Annotated in this window: 13 protein-coding genes; 7 read left to right on the top strand and 6 right to left on the bottom strand. The window is 67.2% G+C overall.

All coding sequences use genetic code 11. The features are described from left to right. Positions 1–755 precede the first annotated feature (755 nt). From F7R26_RS02460 to otsB, 3 genes are read right to left on the bottom strand one after another with little or no spacing between them, the layout of a single operon-like run. Entirely contained in the window at positions 756–2,147 is a 1,392-nt protein-coding gene (locus tag F7R26_RS02460; RefSeq protein ID WP_150992929.1) for an alpha,alpha-trehalose-phosphate synthase (UDP-forming), read from the bottom strand. A gap of 34 nt (positions 2,148–2,181) precedes the next feature. Then, a complete protein-coding gene (locus tag F7R26_RS02455; RefSeq protein ID WP_277820351.1) occupies positions 2,182–4,020 on the bottom strand; it encodes a glycoside hydrolase family 15 protein in 1,839 nt (612 codons plus the stop codon). A 12-nt stretch (positions 4,021–4,032) separates the two neighbouring features. Beyond that, the gene (gene otsB / locus F7R26_RS02450; RefSeq protein ID WP_150992927.1) at positions 4,033–4,818 is read right to left on the bottom strand and encodes a trehalose-phosphatase; all 786 of its coding nucleotides are present in this window, start codon (positions 4,816–4,818) and stop codon (positions 4,033–4,035) included. Positions 4,819–5,060: 242 nt separating this feature from the next. Here otsB and ilvA point away from each other — a divergent pair, with 242 nt between their 5' ends. Then, positions 5,061–6,587 (top strand): threonine ammonia-lyase, biosynthetic, encoded by a 1,527-nt coding sequence (gene ilvA, locus F7R26_RS02445; protein WP_150992925.1) that lies wholly within the window; start codon positions 5,061–5,063, stop codon positions 6,585–6,587. A gap of 15 nt (positions 6,588–6,602) precedes the next feature. After that, positions 6,603–7,436, top strand: a complete 834-nt coding sequence (gene queF, locus F7R26_RS02440; protein ID WP_043343529.1) for an NADPH-dependent 7-cyano-7-deazaguanine reductase QueF — start codon at positions 6,603–6,605, stop codon at positions 7,434–7,436. Between the two features lie 78 nt (positions 7,437–7,514). On the opposite strand, the gene F7R26_RS02435 is transcribed toward queF, so the two are convergent. Continuing rightward, positions 7,515–8,924, bottom strand: a complete 1,410-nt coding sequence (locus F7R26_RS02435) for a carbohydrate porin (protein ID WP_150992923.1) — start codon at positions 8,922–8,924, stop codon at positions 7,515–7,517. A 208-nt stretch (positions 8,925–9,132) separates the two neighbouring features. Between F7R26_RS02435 and F7R26_RS02430 the strand changes: the two genes are divergently transcribed. From F7R26_RS02430 to F7R26_RS02410, 5 genes are read left to right on the top strand one after another with little or no spacing between them, the layout of a single operon-like run. Continuing rightward, positions 9,133–9,846 carry a TetR/AcrR family transcriptional regulator gene (locus F7R26_RS02430; RefSeq protein ID WP_150992921.1) on the top strand — a complete coding sequence of 238 codons (714 nt, stop codon included), beginning with the start codon at positions 9,133–9,135 and terminating at the stop codon, positions 9,844–9,846. A gap of 27 nt (positions 9,847–9,873) precedes the next feature. Next, positions 9,874–10,872, top strand: coding sequence for an HlyD family secretion protein (locus tag F7R26_RS02425; protein WP_150992919.1), 999 nt, complete (start codon positions 9,874–9,876; stop codon positions 10,870–10,872). After that, entirely contained in the window at positions 10,869–11,882 is a 1,014-nt protein-coding gene (locus tag F7R26_RS02420; RefSeq protein WP_150992917.1) for an ABC transporter ATP-binding protein, read from the top strand. Before F7R26_RS02425 ends, F7R26_RS02420 begins: the two co-directional genes overlap by 4 nt. After that, positions 11,879–13,057 carry an ABC transporter permease gene (locus F7R26_RS02415; protein WP_150992915.1) on the top strand — a complete coding sequence of 393 codons (1,179 nt, stop codon included), beginning with the start codon at positions 11,879–11,881 and terminating at the stop codon, positions 13,055–13,057. The genes F7R26_RS02420 and F7R26_RS02415 overlap by 4 nt, the downstream gene beginning before the upstream one ends. Positions 13,058–13,067: 10 nt before the next feature. Beyond that, positions 13,068–14,561 (top strand): efflux transporter outer membrane subunit, encoded by a 1,494-nt coding sequence (locus F7R26_RS02410; protein WP_193692116.1) that lies wholly within the window; start codon positions 13,068–13,070, stop codon positions 14,559–14,561. 89 nt (positions 14,562–14,650) lie between these two features. On the opposite strand, the gene F7R26_RS02405 is transcribed toward F7R26_RS02410, so the two are convergent. Both F7R26_RS02405 and F7R26_RS02400 read right to left on the bottom strand, forming a co-directional pair. Then, the gene (locus F7R26_RS02405; protein WP_150992913.1) at positions 14,651–15,844 is read right to left on the bottom strand and encodes a pyridoxal phosphate-dependent aminotransferase; all 1,194 of its coding nucleotides are present in this window, start codon (positions 15,842–15,844) and stop codon (positions 14,651–14,653) included. A 111-nt stretch (positions 15,845–15,955) separates the two neighbouring features. Next, positions 15,956–16,240, bottom strand: coding sequence for a hypothetical protein (locus F7R26_RS02400; RefSeq protein WP_150992911.1), 285 nt, complete (start codon positions 16,238–16,240; stop codon positions 15,956–15,958). Positions 16,241–16,324: the final 84 nt, after the last annotated feature.

Raw genomic sequence — 16,324 nt, 5'->3', positions numbered from 1 at the left:
AGCGGATCCTACCGGCCCAAAGGACATCGCACATACATGACCCATGGGTTACGTCGTGCGGCCCCTGACCTCGTGCGCGGTGACCATTCCCACATCTGCCGTTCGCGGGGCGAAGTGCTGCGCCGTTTCGGGCGTTACTGGTTTCGTGGTTTTGTCTCAGAGGACGAGCGCGGTGAGGGGGTGCGAGCGCGGACCTCGCGGACGGGCCACGGTGCCCACCACGAAACCAGAGGGGGGTGAAGCAAGGTGCCGCTCGCGCCGGTACGGCAGGGCATCAAATACCCGGGCGCCGGCCGCCAGAGACAAAACCACGAAACCGCCGAGGCAGGCAGGATCGTGGCGCTAAGCACCGCGAACGGCAGATGCCCGAACGCGCACCGAGCAAAGCGATCAGGGGCACTACCACGTGACCATAGGGTCATGCAGTAGCGATGTCCTTCGGGCCGGTAGGATCCGCCAGCCAACACTCCGGGCCGTACGACGAAACCACCGAGGCAAAAACAGCCTGATTGCTCTGCCCCCGGCAGGGCGGCTTTCTTTTCGTTAGTTTTCTTTGCCGGTCAAAGAAAAGTGACCGGCAGCCCCCGCAGGGGGATGTCGTATGGCTTTTGGGTCCAAAAACCATCGCCGATGAAATAAACAGCGACCAAGCAAGCAAGGGCGATGTCGTACGGCCCTTGGATGCAAAAACCAACACCGCCAGCAAACACCCCAATACCCCCCTACCCCCCTACCCCCTTACCCCCTACCCCCCCTTACCCCCCATCCGTCTCCGCCAAAGTCCTCAAATACTCCCTCCTCCACCAATGCACATCCTGCGCCCGAATCCGCTCCAGCAACTTCTGATGCCGGGACTGCCGCTCCGCCAGCGGCATATGCAAGGCCTGCTGAATCGCCTGCGCGGTGGCATTGATATCGTATGGATTCACCAGCAACGCCTCGCGCAACTGCTCGGCAGCTCCAGCAAACCGCGATAGCACCAGGACCCCGGGATCGTCCGGATCCTGCGCGGCAACAAACTCCTTCGCGACCAGGTTCATCCCATCGCGCAGCGGCGTCACCAGCGCCACGCGGCAAGCGCGGCAAAGGCCCGGCAAACGGCGCCGTGCAGTGGTGCGATGGATATAGCGCACCGGCATCCAGTCCAGCTCGCCGTACTCGCCATTGATCGCCCCGGACAGCCCTTCCAGCTCGCGCCGCAGATCCGCGTAGGCATCTACCGTTTCGCGCGATGGCGCGGCAATCTGGATCAGCGTGGCGCTGCGGCGGTTCTCCGGATACTGCGCCATCAGCGTCCTGACTGCCTTGAGCCGCTGCGGCAGCCCCTTGGAGTAATCCAGGCGATCGATGCCTAGCAGCAGACGGCGGCTCGAATACTGACCGCGCATCATCTCGTATGTCTCGCGCGATTCCTCGCACTGGCCCAGCGCGGCGAACTCGTCGACGTCGATGCCGATCGGGAACGCTTGCGCGCGCACGGTGCGGTGGAAGGCCCGGAAGCGATACTCGCCCATGGGCTCGGCCTGCGCTTCGCTTTGCACGTAGCGCGAGAAATGCTCGAGATCGAGCTGGCTCTGGAAGCCAACCAGGTCATAGGCGAACAGCGCCCGCATCAGCCATTCGTGCTGTGGGATGGCGGCAAGGATCAGCGGCGGGGGCAACGGGATATGCAGGAAAAACCCCATGCGCTGGCCGCAGCCCATGGCGCGCAGCTCAGACGCAAGCGGGATCAGGTGATAGTCGTGGATCCAGATCACATCGTCCGGGCGCAGCAGCGGCGCAAGCTTGCGTGCAAAGAGCTGGTTGACGCGGCGATAGATGTTGAGATAACCGGAGTCGAAATCCGCCAGGTCGATGCGATAGTGGAACACCGGCCACAACACGCCATTGCTGTAGCCCTGGTAGTACGCGTCGTGGTCCTCGCGGCACAGGTCGACCGTGGCCAGCGTGACATTGCCGGCTTGCTGGATATGCAGCTCTCCCTCGCCCGGCGTGCCGCCCTGCGCGGCTTCCACGATCTTGCCGCTCCAGCCGAACCACATGCCGCCGGTCGCCTTGAGCGCTTCGCCCAGTGCCACGGCGAGGCCGCCCGCGGCAACGTTGCGCGGATCGGCCACGCGGTTGGATACCGCTACTAGTCTGCCCATACATTCCCTTGCGCTGGCCTTGCCGCGCGCGCCTTCAGATCACGGAATCCCATGGCGCGGACAGGCGCATGGCGCCGTTGATCAGGCCCACCATCGAGTAGGTCTGCGGAAAATTGCCCCACATCTCGCCGGTCACGGGGTGTGTATCCTCGGACAGCAGGCCAAGCGGATTGCGCGCCGCCAGCATGGCTTCGAAGATCTCGCGCGCTTCCTCCCGGCGCCCCACGCGCGCGAGCGCATCGATACGCCAGAAGGTGCAGATGTTGAAGGCGGTCTCGGGCTTGCCGAAGTCGTCCGGCGCCTCGTAGCGGCGCATGTAAGGCCCGTCGCACAGTGACGCTTCCATGGCCTTGAGCGTGGACATGAAGCGTTCATCCCTGGGCTCGATAAAGCCGACCTCGGCCATCAGCAACACGCTGGCATCGAGCTCGCGCCCGCCGAAGCTCTCGGCGAACGCCTGGCGTTCCTCGCTCCAGGACTCGCGCACGATGCGCACCTTCATGCCGTCGGCATGCTGGCGCCAGTAAGCCGCGCGATCGGGCAATTGCAGCGCATCGCCGATTTTGGCGAGGCGGTCGCAGGCGGCCCAGCTCATCAGCGCGGATGAGGTATGCACCCGCGCGCGCGTGCGCAGCTCCCACATGCCCGCATCGGGCGTGCCGAACACGCGTACCGCCTGCTCGCCCACGGTTTCCAGCACGTGGTACTCGGCCGCCCCGCCGCGGTGCAGCAGGCGATGGTCGTGGAAAGCCTGGGCCGCGCCCAGCACCACGTTGCCGTAGACATCATGCTGGAAGTGCTCCTGTGCCTGGTTGCCCACGCGCACCGGACCCATGCCACGGTAGCCGGACAAATGATCGAGCATGCTCTCCGGCAATTCCAGCTCCAGCCCGATGCCGTACAGTGGCTGGATATGGCCATTCTTGGATTGCATCACCACGTTGGACAACCAGCGCAGGTAGTCCTCCATGGTGCCGACCTCGGACAAGCTGTTGAGCGCGCGGATCACGAAGAAGGCATCGCGCAGCCAGCAGAAGCGGTAATCCCAGTTGCGCCCGCTGCCGGGCGCCTCGGGAATACTGGTGGTCATGGCCGCGACGATGGCGCCCGTCTCTTCATACAGCGACAGCTTGAGCGTGATGGCGGCGCGGATCACCGCGTCCTGCCACTCGCGCGGCACCGCGAGACGGCGGCTCCACATCTTCCAGTAAGCCGTGGTTTCCTGCTCGAAGTCGCGCGCGACTTCCTCCACGCCGCCTTGCAGGGTTTCGTCAGGACCGAGGATGAAGTTGAGGTCGCGCGTGAGCAGGAAAGGCGTGTGCGACAGCACGTAGGTCAGCGGCGCGTCGGTGGTCATGCGCAGCGTGCTGCCGTCGCCGACATAGCGCACGTGGCTGCTGCCGCGCGTGATCTCGGGCTTGATGCGCCCCCAGTCGAAACGCGGCGCCAACGTCACGCGCACACGCGGCGCGCCCTGTATCGGGCGGATGCGGCGGATCAGCGAGGTGGGGCGGAAGTAGCGCCCGATGCGGAAAAAACGCGGTGCGAAATCGGTGATCTCAAGGCTGTTGCCGTGCTGGTCGGTCAGCCGGGTCCGCAGCACGGCCGTATTGGGCTCGTACCACTGGTGCGCTTCCTGGAAGTCCTCGATTTCGATGGCGAAGTGGCCAGCGTTCTCGCCCGGATCGAGCAAGGCATTGAAGACCGGATCGCCGTCAAAGCGCGGCAGGCAGCACCACACGATGCGCCCGCGCCCGTCGACCAGCGCGGAGATCGCGCAGTTGCCGATCATGCCCAGCGATAGCGAAGGGTCGGCGTAGCGGCCGGCACCTCCGGCGCGCGCCGGATTATCCTCGGTGGATGGGTTGCTCACAGCGAATCCCCCTCAAGACGTCGTTGTGGATGTGGCTCCGGAAACCTGCGTGCCCTGCGCGGCGGCCATGACTTCAAGTGCCTTGGCGGAGCGATGCAGCCAGCAGCGCAGCGCGGCCGGGCCGGTCACGCTGGCGGTGGCGGCGCTGGGCCGCGCGCCAACCAGCAAGCCGATGCCGCCGAGGCGGCGCACCACGGCAAAGCCTGCCTCGTCGGTAATATCGTCGCCGGCAAACAGCGGCGTGCGCCGCGCAAATGGCGGGCTGCGCATAAAGGCCTCGATGGCGCCGCCCTTGTCGATGCCTGCCGGCTTGAGCTCCACCACCATCTTGCCGTGCAGGACTTCGATGCCCGGCATGCGGCTGGCAAGTTCAGCCGCGAAGTTGCGCACCATGCCTTCGAGGTGGGGAACGGCGCGGTAGTGCACCGCGACCGCAACCGATTTGCGCTCGAGCTGCAGGCCGGGATGCGCGCCGACCAGCGCTTCGAGCGGCGGGAGCAGCAGCGGCACGCCGGGGTCAGGCTGGCGCAGGCGGTGGCCGCCCGCGTCGCGCAGCTCCGCGCCATGCACGCCGGCGCACGGCAGTTGCAGCGGATGCAGGAAATGATCCAGCTCGGCGATCGGCCGGCCGGAAACCAGGGCTAGCGCGCCGCCCAGATGCAGATGCAGGGCGCGCAACGTCCCCACCAGTTCCGGTTCGACCTGCACGAGGTCAGGACGCGGCGCAAGGTCGGCCAGCGTACCGTCGAAATCCAGGAACAGTGCGGTGTTCGGTTCGATAAGAGGTAGGGAAGGCATTGCGTTACACCGTATCACGAGTGTTCCGGCAGCGTCCACCGGGCTTCGTCCTACAAGGTGCGCAAACGCCCCTTCGGCGCGCCACGGCGGCGCCTGCACCGCTGCGGTGCGCAACGCGCCTCGCGCACGAAGGTGAGCTTGCCTGCCCTTCGCGCCCGCTTGCACAGGGGTGCAGCCATCGCCGCCCCCCGCCATCCTTTATCATTACCGGTTTCCGCCAATCCCCGCCCCGGCTGTCCACGATGACCCGCAAACCCGATTACCTGAGAAAGATCCTGACCGCCAAGGTGTACGACGTGGCCCAGGAGACCGATCTCACCTATGCAAACCTGCTCTCCGCGCGCACCGGCAACAAGGTGTGGTTCAAGCGCGAGGACACCCAGCCGGTGTTCTCGTTCAAGCTGCGCGGCGCATACAACAAGATGGCCTCGCTGTCACCGGAGGAACTCAAGCGCGGCGTGATCGCCGCTTCGGCCGGCAATCACGCGCAGGGCGTGGCGCTTTCGGCCGCGCGCCTGAAGTGCAAGGCGCTGATCGCGATGCCGGTCACCACGCCGCAGGTGAAGATCGACGCGGTGCGCGAGCGCGGCGGCGAGTGGGTGGAAATCGTGCTGCACGGCGACTCATACAGCGACGCCTACAACCACGCCGCGGTGCTGGAGAAAAAGCACAAGCTGACCTTCATCCACCCCTTCGACGATCCCGAAGTCATCGCCGGCCAAGGCACCATCGCCATGGAAATCCTGCGCCAGCACCCGGGCCCGCTGCATGCGGTGTTCGTGGCGATCGGCGGTGGCGGCCTGATCTCCGGCATTGCCTCCTACATCAAAGCGGTGCGCCCGGAGATCAAGGTGATCGGCGTGCAGACCGTGGACTCCGACGCGATGAAGCGCTCGGTGGACGCGGGCAAGCGCGTGGAGCTCAAGGAAGTGGGCCTGTTCTCGGACGGCACCGCCGTGAAGCTGGTCGGCAAGGAAACCTTCCGCATCACGCGCGAGCTGGTCGACGAGATCATCCTGGTGGACACCGACGCCATCTGCGCCGGGCTCAAGGACGTGTTCCAGGATACCCGCAGCATCCTGGAGCCGGCCGGCGCGATGGCCGTGGCCGGCCTGAAACTCTACGCCGAGCGCGAGAAGCTCAAGGGCCAGCACCTGGTGGCCATTGCCTGCGGCGCGAACATGAACTTCGACCGCCTGCGCTTCGTGGCGGAGCGCGCCGAGGTGGGCGAGGCGCGCGAGGCGGTCTTCGCGGTCAGCATCCCCGAGGAACGCGGCAGCTTCAAGCGCTTCTGCGAGCAGCTCGGCACGCGCAATGTGACCGAGTTCAACTACCGCATCGCCGACAACAGCATGGCGCATATCTTCGTCGGCGTGCAGATTGCGAGCCGCGCGGAGAACGAGAAGATCGCCGCCGGATTCCGCCGCCACGGCTTCGATACGCTGGACCTGTCCAACGATGAGCTGGCCAAGCAGCACATTCGCTACATGGTGGGCGGGCACTCGCCACTGGCGCATGACGAACTGCTGTACCGATTCGAGTTTCCCGAGCGGCCGGGCGCGCTGATGCGCTTCCTGTCGAGCATGAGCCCGAACTGGAATATCAGCCTGTTCCACTACCGCAACCAGGGCGGCGACACCTCCAACATCCTGGTTGGCATCCAGGTGCCCAAGAACGAGAAACGCGCCTTCCGCGCCTTCCTCGCCACGCTTGGCTATGTACACTGGGAAGAGACCGAAAATCCCGTGTACAAGCTGTTCCTGTCCTGATCAACCGAGGCAACCATGAGCCTTCCCGAACAATCGCCGCTAGGCAAACCCTCGGCCTACAAGACCGAGTACGACCCGACGTTGCTGTTCCCGATCCCGCGCCAGCCCAAGCGCACGGAGATCGGGCTGGCGCAAGGGCGCGCGCTGCCGTTCTTCGGCGTGGACATCTGGAACGCGTACGAGCTGTCGTGGCTGAACATGAAGGGCAAGCCGCAGGTGGCGCTGGCCAGCTTCATCATTCCGGCCGACACGCCCAACATCGTCGAGTCCAAGTCGTTCAAGCTCTACCTGAATTCGTTCAACCAGAGCAAGATCGCCTCGCCCGAAGCGTTGCAGCAGCTGCTGCACCACGACTTGTCCGAGGCTACCGGCGGCACGGTGCAGGTGCGCCTGGTGACCGAGGCTGATCTCGGCACGCAGAAGATGGCCGAGCTGGACGGCGTGCAACTGGACCGGCTCGACATCGAAACCGACATCTACGAGCCGGCCCCGCACTTGCTGCATGCCGCCCAGGACGAATCGCCAGTGGAAGAAACATTGGTCTCGCATCTGCTCAAGTCCAACTGCCTGGTGACCGGCCAGCCGGACTGGGGCAGCGTGCAGATCCGCTACGTGGGCGCGCCGATCAACCAGGAAGGACTGCTCAAGTACCTGATCTCGTTTCGCAACCACAACGAGTTCCATGAGCAATGCGTGGAGCGGATCTTTACCGACGTGATGCGGCAGTGCAAGCCCGTGAAGCTGGCGGTTTATGCGCGCTATACGCGGCGCGGCGGGCTGGATATCAATCCGTTCCGCACCAACTTCAACACGCCGTGGCCGGACAACCGGCGCAACGCACGGCAGTGAGCCTCGCAAACGCATGAAACCAAGAAAAACCCCGGCGCGCACGCCGGGGTTTTTACTTGCGCCATGATCCTGGCCTGCTCAAAACTCCGCGTGCAGGCGCACGCCGTAGAACATCGCCGGGCCGCGGTCGCGGTTGTAGCCAGGATTGCGGATGTACTGGAAGTCCGGGCTGATGCTCAGGTACTTGATCGGCTGGAAGCTGTAGAACAGCTCAAGGACCTGCTCAGGACCATAGCGCAACGCGCCATCGCCAAGAAAAGCGCCCTGCCCACCCGCGGCCAGGTAAGCCTGGTGCCGCGATCCCAGCATATTCACCGACATCGCCAACCCAAGCACATCGCGCGGCCGGCCCCACGCATTGCCGTTGAGCACGCCGCCGATGGCGACCTGGCGGCCGATTTCCGTAAAGGCATAGGTCTCGGTCTTGTCGTCCGACATATTGGCGCGCGCGAACACGCCGAGCGATTCGTTGACCCGTTGCATCAGCGACAATCCCGCGCCGATCTTGGCGTGCTCCTCGCGCACATTGGCCACGTCCGGCGTCGCGCCATTGGCGGCGCCGAACTGCAGCGCATCGCTGAACGCGCCCATGCGCGCCTTGTTGCGCCAGAGCAGCAGGCGCGCCACGCCGGGCTGGCCGGCCAGGTTGTAGCGCTTCTCGAACTCGAGGATGTCGCCATAGTGCTGGAACATCCGCGTATCGAGTTCCAGCCCGTTTGACTCCAGCGGCTGCAGGAAGCGGCCAAGCCGCACCGACCACATGTCGCCGATGTACTCGAGCGCCACGCCCCAGTTGTAGCCGCGCGCGTCGGCTGGGTAGTCGAAGGAGCCGTGCGTCATGAACGACCAGTTCATGAACTGGGTACGCGGGTCGGAGCCGTACTCGTTCTGGTCGAACACGTCGAGCACGCCGAAGTTGCCGGCGGTCAGCACCACGCGGCGCTTGTCGACGCTGCCGGCCAGCTGGTTGAAATCGGCGTCCACCTGCTCACTGCCGCCGCCCAGCCCCCAGGTCTGGCGGACAAACGCGCGCGCCCGGTAGAACACCGGACTGGTGCTCGATACCTTGGCCAGTTCACCGTTGGTCGGCCCGCCCAGGCCATGCAGCTCGGAGAACGGCACGCCCTGGGTCACCTCCGGGTTGAAGTGAAACTCCGCGCCGCGCCACAGGCGCACTCCGAGATCGAGCGTGGCGCTGAACGAGTAGCTCTTGGCGCGCTCCGCCGTCAGGCTGTTGGCGCCGGAATAGGCCGCGCCAAAGGACGGCTTGCGCTGCCAGATATAGGTGGTCTGGCCGTGGAAGGCGTAATCCTCGGGGGCATCGGCCTGCGCGGGCGCGTCGCTGCTTGTCCCGGCTTTTTCCTGCGCCAGGGCGGGCATGGCCGCCATGCCCGCAAGGCCGGCCAGCGACAAGGCCACACCCGCCAGGCGAGTGGCAAAAAACAGGCGTAGCCGCGCTGGGGCGGCATGGAAACGACAAAGCAGCATGAAAAAATCCGGGGAACAGCAGCAGGCACATTAAGGGGCAAGCCCGGCTGATGGGCGGACGAAGCATAGCCAAGCGTTTATGACATGTCTACCTTGCATTGCTGCGTCGCAACATAGCGAGAATAAAAGTGTCTTATAAGTAATTTTGCAATCGACCTTGAATTAATTAATGCATAAATTAATATTACCTGGAGATTCAGGAGCCGCCATGCCGCCTGCTACTGCCACCCCGCCCGCAAGCCGCCGTCCGGGCCGGCCCGCCGCCGGGGATGCTGCCAGCGCCGGACAGCGCGAGCAGTTGCTCGACGCCGCCACGGATTTGTTCGCCCAGCGCGGCGTTGCCGCCACACCGATCAAGACCATCGCTACCCATGCTGGCGTCACCCCGGCGCTCGTGCACTACTACTTCCGCGATCGCGACCAGTTGCTTGACGCGGTGGTCGACGAGCGCCTGCAGCCGCTGGTGGAACAGGTGTTCGCGCCGGCCGCCGCCGACAGCGCGGACGCGGCAGCCATGCTGGTGGGCATTGCCGGGCGGCTGATCCGCACCGCCGCCGCCACACCATGGTTTCCCGGGCTGTGGATCCGCGAGATCGTTGGCGCCGACGGCCAGTTGCATCAGCGCGTGCTGCAGAAGTTCGCGCTGCAGCGCGCCGGCCTGGTGATCGGCCCGCTGGCGGCGGCGCGCGCACGCGGCGAGATCAACGCCAGCCTGGAGCCGGCGCTGCTGATGGTGTCGCTGATCGGCCTGACGCTGCTGCCGCTGGCCACCACCCATATCTGGCGCCGCCTGCCCGGCGCCGCCGCCATCGACAGCGAGGCGCTGGTGCGCCACGTCAGCGCGCTGCTGGCGCACGGCCTGGGGGTACCGCCGACCGCGCCGATCGCGCAGCCCGGGCCGGCCACGCCGCCGTCCGCCTGAACCCAGCCTGCCCGCCACGGAGCCCGCATGCCTCGCCACGCTCAGCCTCATTCCTCCCGCCCCGTCCCGAACCCGCGTGCGGGCTGGCCATTGGCCGCCCTGATCGGCGCGGCGCTGCTATCTGCCTGTGGCGAGCCAGCGCCACCCTCCTGGCAAGGCTATGTGGAGGGCGAATTCGTCAGCGTGGCCTCCCCCTTTGCCGGCCGGCTGGACCAGATCTCCGTCCAGCGCGGGCAGCAGGTGGCAGGAGGCGCGCCGCTGTTCGCGCTGGAGGCCGACGACGAGCGCGCGGCCCGGCAGCAAGCGGCGGAACAGGTGCGTGTGGCCGAATCCCAGCTTGCCGACCTGCAGACCGGCAAGCGCGTGCCGGAAGTCGACGTGAGCCGAGCGCAGCTGGCGCAGGCGCAAGCCGCCTCGGTGCGCAGCGCCGCGCAACGCAAGCGCGACGAAGCCCAGTACGCCATCGGCGGGATCGCGCTGGCGCAGCTGGAAGACAGCCGCGCCACCGCCGCCTCCGACGCCGCCCGCGTGCGCGAGCTGCAGCGCAATATCGACGTGGCCCGGCTGCCGGGACGCTCCGCGCAGCAGGCGGCCCAGCAAGCCCAGGTGGCCGCCGCGCGCGCCGCGCTGGCGCAGGCCGAGTGGAAACTGTCGCGCAAGACCGTGAGCGCGACCCAGGCCGGCCTGGTCTACGACACGCCCTTCCGCCTTGGCGACTGGGTGCCGGCCGGCAGCCCGGTGGTGCGGCTGCTGCCGCCCGGCAACGTCAAGGTGCGTTTCTACGTGCCGCAGGCCGTGCTCGGCGCGTTCAAGAACGGCGAGGCCGTGCGCGTGCGCTGCGATGGCTGCGCCGCGCCCGTTGCGGCCACGGTCACCTACATCTCCAGCCAGGCCGAGTACACGCCGCCGGTGATCTACAGCAATGAAACGCGCAACAAGCTGGTGTTCCTGGTGGAAGCGCGGCCCGCACCGGCCGACGCGCCGAAGCTCCATCCGGGCCAGCCGGTCGAGGTGGCAAGGCCATGAACGCAACCGTTGCTCCCCTGGACGGCGGGCCCGGCAAAGCCAGCGCCCTGGCCATCGACGTGCACGGCATCAACAAGCACTACGGTGACAAGCACGTCGTCAACAACCTGACGATGCAAGTCGCGCGCGGCGAGATCTTCGGCTTCCTCGGCCCCAACGGCAGCGGCAAGACCACGTCCATCCGCATGATGTGCGGGCTGCTGACGCCGGACTCCGGCACCGGCACCTGCCTGGGCTACGACATCCTGCGCGAGACCGCCGAGATCAAGCGGCGCGTGGGGTACATGACGCAGAAGTTCTCCTACTGGGACGATCTCTCCATCCGCGAGAACCTGGATTTCGTGGCGCGCGTGTACGGCATGCCGCGCCGGCGCGAGGCGGTGGACCGGGCACTCGAGGAGCTCGGCCTGGCCAGCCGCGCGCAGCAACTGGCCGGCGCGCTCTCGGGTGGCTGGAAGCAGCGCCTGGCGCTGGCCGCCTGCCTGCTGCATGAACCGGAGCTGTTGCTGCTGGACGAGCCCACCGCCGGGGTCGACCCGAAAGCGCGCCGCGATTTCTGGGAGCAACTGCACCAGCTAGCCGCGCGCGGCATCTCGGTGCTGGTCAGCACGCACTACATGGATGAAGCCGAGCGTTGCCACAAGCTCGCCTATATCGCTTACGGCAAGCTGCTGGCGCAGGGCACGGCAAGCGAAGTGGTGGCCAGCCAGAAGCTCGTCACCTGGAGCGTGCAGGGCGAGCAGCTCTCCGCGTTGTCGGATCAGCTCAAGGGTGCGCCGGGCGTGGAGCAGACCGTGGTGTTCGGCAGCGCGCTGCACATCACCGGGCACGATGCGCCCGTGCTGGAGGCCACGCTGCGCCGCGTTGCCGGCCCGCAGCACCGGATCGAGCCGATCGAGACCAGCCTGGAAGACGTCTTCATCCACATGATGAGCGGCGCCGAGGACAATATGCGCGCGGGTGAGCAAAAGCAAAAAAACAGGCAGGACGGCGAGGAGGCCCGGGCATGACGCGCGACCCAGGCGAACCGGCCAAGGCCACCAACGGCGCACGCTTCCCGCTCTCCCTGCAGCGCTGGTGGAGCATCGTGCTCAAGGAGTTCCTGCAACTGCGGCGGGACCGCGTGACCTTCGGCATGATCGTCGGCCTGCCCATCGTGCAGCTGATGCTGTTCGGCTTCGCCATCAACACCGATCCGCGCCACCTCACCACCGCGGTCATCGCCGCGGACCAGAGCGAGTTCACCCGCTCCTTCGTGGCCGGCATGCAGGCAACCACCTACTTCAACGTGGTCGGCACCCTGCCCGACGAAGCCGCCGGGCGCGAGGCGCTGATGAAGGGCGAGGTGCAGTTCGTGCTCAGCATCCCGCCCGACTTCACCAGCCGGCTGCTGCGCGGCGAACGCCCGGCGCTGCTGGTGGAGGCTGACGCCACCGACCCGTCCGCCACCGGCTCGGCCATCGCCGCGTTGTCGCAGCTGCCGTTCTCGGTCGCGGACAAGGACCTGCAGGGCGCGCTGGCGCATCTGGCGGGCGGCAAGCCGCCGTTCGACGTGCAGGTCCAGCGCCTCTATAACCCGGAGGGACTCACGCAGTACAACATCATTCCCGGGCTGATGGGCGTGATCCTGACCATGACCATGGTCATGATGACGGGCCTGGCGATGACGCGCGAACGCGAGCGCGGCACCATGGAAAACCTGCTTGCCACGCCGGTCAGGCCGCTGGAGGTGATCAGCGGCAAGATCATCCCCTACATCTTCATCGGCCTGATCCAGTCCACCATCATCCTGCTGGCCGCGCGCTGGGTCTTCGGCGTGCCCTTTGTCGGCTCGGTAGTGGCGGTCTACCTGGCGGCGCTGCTGTTTATCGCCGCCAACCTGACCGTAGGCATCACACTGTCGTCGCTTGCGCAAAACCAGCTGCAGGCGGTACAGCTGACGTTCTTCTACTTCCTGCCGAACCTGCTGCTGTCCGGCTTCATGTTCCCGTTCCAAGGGATGCCGCGCTGGGCGCAGGCCATTGGCAACGTGCTGCCGATGACCTACTTCAACCGCCTGATCCGCGGGATCCTGCTCAAGGGCAACAGCTGGACCGAGCTATGGCCGAACGTGTGGCCGATGGCCCTGTTCACGGTCGTCGTCATGACCATCGCGGTGCGTTTTTATCGCCGCACGCTGGATTGAGGAGCCTGCCATGCAAGCCTCGCCACACGGTAAATCCACATCCCGCACGGTCCTCGCCGTACTGACGGCAGCCATGCTTTCGGCATGCGCGGTGGGTCCGGACTTCACCGAGCCGGCCGCGCCCGCTGCGCCGTCCTATACCGAGGGCACGCAGCCAGCGCGCACCAGCGCCGCCGACGCACCGCACGGCCAGGCGCAAACGCTGGAGAGCGGCGCCGACGTGCCGGCGCAATGGTGGACGCTGTTCCGCAGCCCCGCGCTGGACCGCGCCATCCGCGCGGCGCTGGATGCCAGCCCGACGCTGGCGCAGGCACAGGCCCGCATCGAACAGGCGCGCCAGGAACTGGTGGCCACCACCGGCGCGCGCCTGCTGCCGCGCGTGGACGCCAAGCTCAACACCACGCGCCAGCAGGTCGACTTCAACTCGCTCGGCATCACCGCCTTTCCCAGTCCCGGGCCATTCACGCTGTACGGCGCCAGCGTGGAAATCTCCTACACGCTCGACCTGTTCGGCGGCCAGCGCCGCGAGCTGGAAGGCCTGCGCGCGGCGGTGGACTACCAACGTTTCGAGCTGGAGGCCGCGCGCCTGACGCTGGCCGGCAACGTGGCCACGGCCGCCATCCGCGAGGCTGGCTTGCGCGCGCAGATTGCCGACACCGAGGCCATCGTGGCGGCGCAGCAGCGCCAGCTCGCCATCACCGAGCAACGCTTGCGCGCGGGCGGCGTGGCGCAGGTGGACGCGCAGCGCCAGCGCAATGAACTGGCGCAGAGCCAGGCCTTGCTGCCGGGCCTGGCGCAGCAGCTTGCGGCCACGCGGCATCAGCTTGCCGTGTACCTGGGACAAGCCCCCGCAAGCGCCCGACTGCCCGAGTTCCGGCTGGAAGATCTCACCTTGCCCGCCACGCTTCCGGTGAGCCTGCCCTCCACCATGGCAAGGCGGCGCCCGGACATCCGCGCGGCCGAGGCGCTGCTGCACCAGGCGTCGGCCAATATCGGCGTGGCCACCGCGCAGCTCTACCCGCAGCTCACGCTGTCCGGCAGCGCCGGCACGCAGGCGCTCTCCGCGCGCGATCTGTTTGGCAGCCTCAACGTGTGGTCGCTTGCCGCGGGGCTGGCGCAGCCGGTGTTCCGGGGCGGCGAGCTGGTGGCGCGCAAGCGCGCGGCGCAAGCGGCCTACGCGCAATCGCTCGCGGCCTACCAGCAAACGGTGCTGCAAGGCCTGCGTGAAGTCGCGGATTCGCTGCGCGCGCTGGAGGCCGATGCCAACACCCTGCAGGCGCGCGCCGACAGTGCGAAGCAGGCCGCCGATACGCTAGCGGTCGTGACCGGCCAGTATCGCCTGGGCGGCGTCAGCCAGCTCGCGGTGCTCGATGCCGAGCGGCAGTACCGGCAGGCCGCGCTTTCGCTGTCGCAGGCTACCGCCAGCCGCTTTACCGATTCCGCGGCGCTGCTGCAGGCGCTGGGGGGCGGCTGGTGGCAGGCAGAGGCGACCGCTGCGCAGTGAAGCGCTAGTGCTAATGCCAATGCTAGCGGTGCCGTCTCGACATGAAGATGGCGCACGCCAGCCCGATCGCACCGCGAGCGGCGCGGCGCTCACCGCCCCAGAAACCCGCGCAACCGCCGCACACCCTCGTCTAGCCTTGCCGGATCACACGCATAGCACCAACGCACAAAGCCCTCCCCCTCGTCCCCGAACGCGCTCCCCGGCGCCAGCCCGAGCCGTGCCTCGCGCACCAGCTGCTTGCACAACGCCAGGCTGTCGCTGGCGCCGGCCAGCCGGAAGAACACATACATGGCGCCCTCGGGCGCATGCACATCCACGCCCGGCACCGCAGCCAACGCACCCACCAGGTGATCGCGCGCCGCGCGCAGCCTGCCGACCAGTTCACGGGTAAAGGCCTCGCCCTCGCGCACCGCCACAATGCCGGCTTCCTGCACGAAGGACGGCGCGCACGATGTGTTGTACTCAACCAGCTTGCCCAGGTCGTCGGTGAGCGCAGCGGGCAGCACCATCCAGCCCAGCCGCCAGCCGGTCATCAACCAGGCCTTGGAGAATGAGTTGACGCAGATCACCCGCTCGTCGCGGCTGGCGATATCCAGGAACGACGGCGCGATGGCGCCATCGCCTTCGCCGTAATACAAGCGCTCGTAGACTTCATCGGCAATGATCCAGATGCCATGGCGCCGGCAGTGCGCGAGCACCGCTTGCTGGTCCGCGCGCGACATCACCCAGCCGGTCGGGTTGTTCGGCGAGTTGATCATCAGCAAGCGCGTCTCAGGCGTCAGCGCGGCCAGCAGCTTGTCGAGATCCAGGGTCCAGCCGTGCGTGCCGTAATCGAGCGCGACGGTTTCCACCTCGGCGCCAAGGATCTTGGGGATTTCCACCAGGTTGGGCCACAGCGGCGTGACGGCAACCGCGCGGTCGCCGGGCCCGGCCACCAGCTGGGCAGCCAGCATCAGCGCGTTGACGCCGGCGCTGGTCACCACCACGTTGTCCAGGGCGGTGGCGCCGTGCAGCGCGCTGACGTAGTCGGCCAGCGCGCTGCGCAGCGGGGCAATGCCCAGGTTATGCGTGTAGAACGTCGCCCCGCCGGCCAGTGCCCGGCTGGCGGCGTCGCGGATAAAGGCGGGCGTGACCTGGTCGGACTCGCCGAACCAGAAGGGCAGCACGTCGGGCAGGCCGATGCCAGCATTGGCCACCTCGCGGATGCGCGAGGCGCGCAGGTGATGGACGGTGGCGCGGGCTGCGGCCGGGGCGCACGCAAAGCCGGACGGGCTGGTGGACATCTGAGCTCCTTGCGGTGTAGGGGTCGGACTGCGGGTCGGACTACGGAACCCACAGAGCGTACCGCAAAGGCACTGCCGCCGGTATGCCCGGCAGCATGCCGAGCTGGCTGGCTAACGCCCGGGCCCGGCGGAATCGTCCTGCTGCGGCCAGCCGGGTTTCATCCGCAGGCCAAAGCTGCTGCGCGGCTGCACGTCGCGCTCGGGGCGCAGTGCGTATTGGTCGTGGTTGACCTGCGGCGCGGTGGTGGCTTGCTGAACGGCCCGGGAGGTTGGCGTCGGCGCCGAGGCCGCGCGCTTGCCCGCCTTGGCAGGCGCGCGTGCGCCGCTGGCGTCCGATGCGGCAGCGGGTGCCGCCAGCGCGGACGTGCTGGCCAGGGCGAGCCAAAGCGCCGTCACGATGGCGGGTAGGCAGAGGAGGGAGAAAAGGGAAAGGGGTTTTGCTATCACGCTGTCATGCGGCGGCTACGCATGGCCCGCCCG

Origin of the sequence: Cupriavidus basilensis, from assembly GCF_008801925.2 — a bacterium.
Taxonomy (GTDB): domain Bacteria; phylum Pseudomonadota; class Gammaproteobacteria; order Burkholderiales; family Burkholderiaceae; genus Cupriavidus; species Cupriavidus basilensis.
Note: the sequence above shows the minus strand (reverse complement) of the source record. Positions and strands in the feature narration are given on the sequence as shown.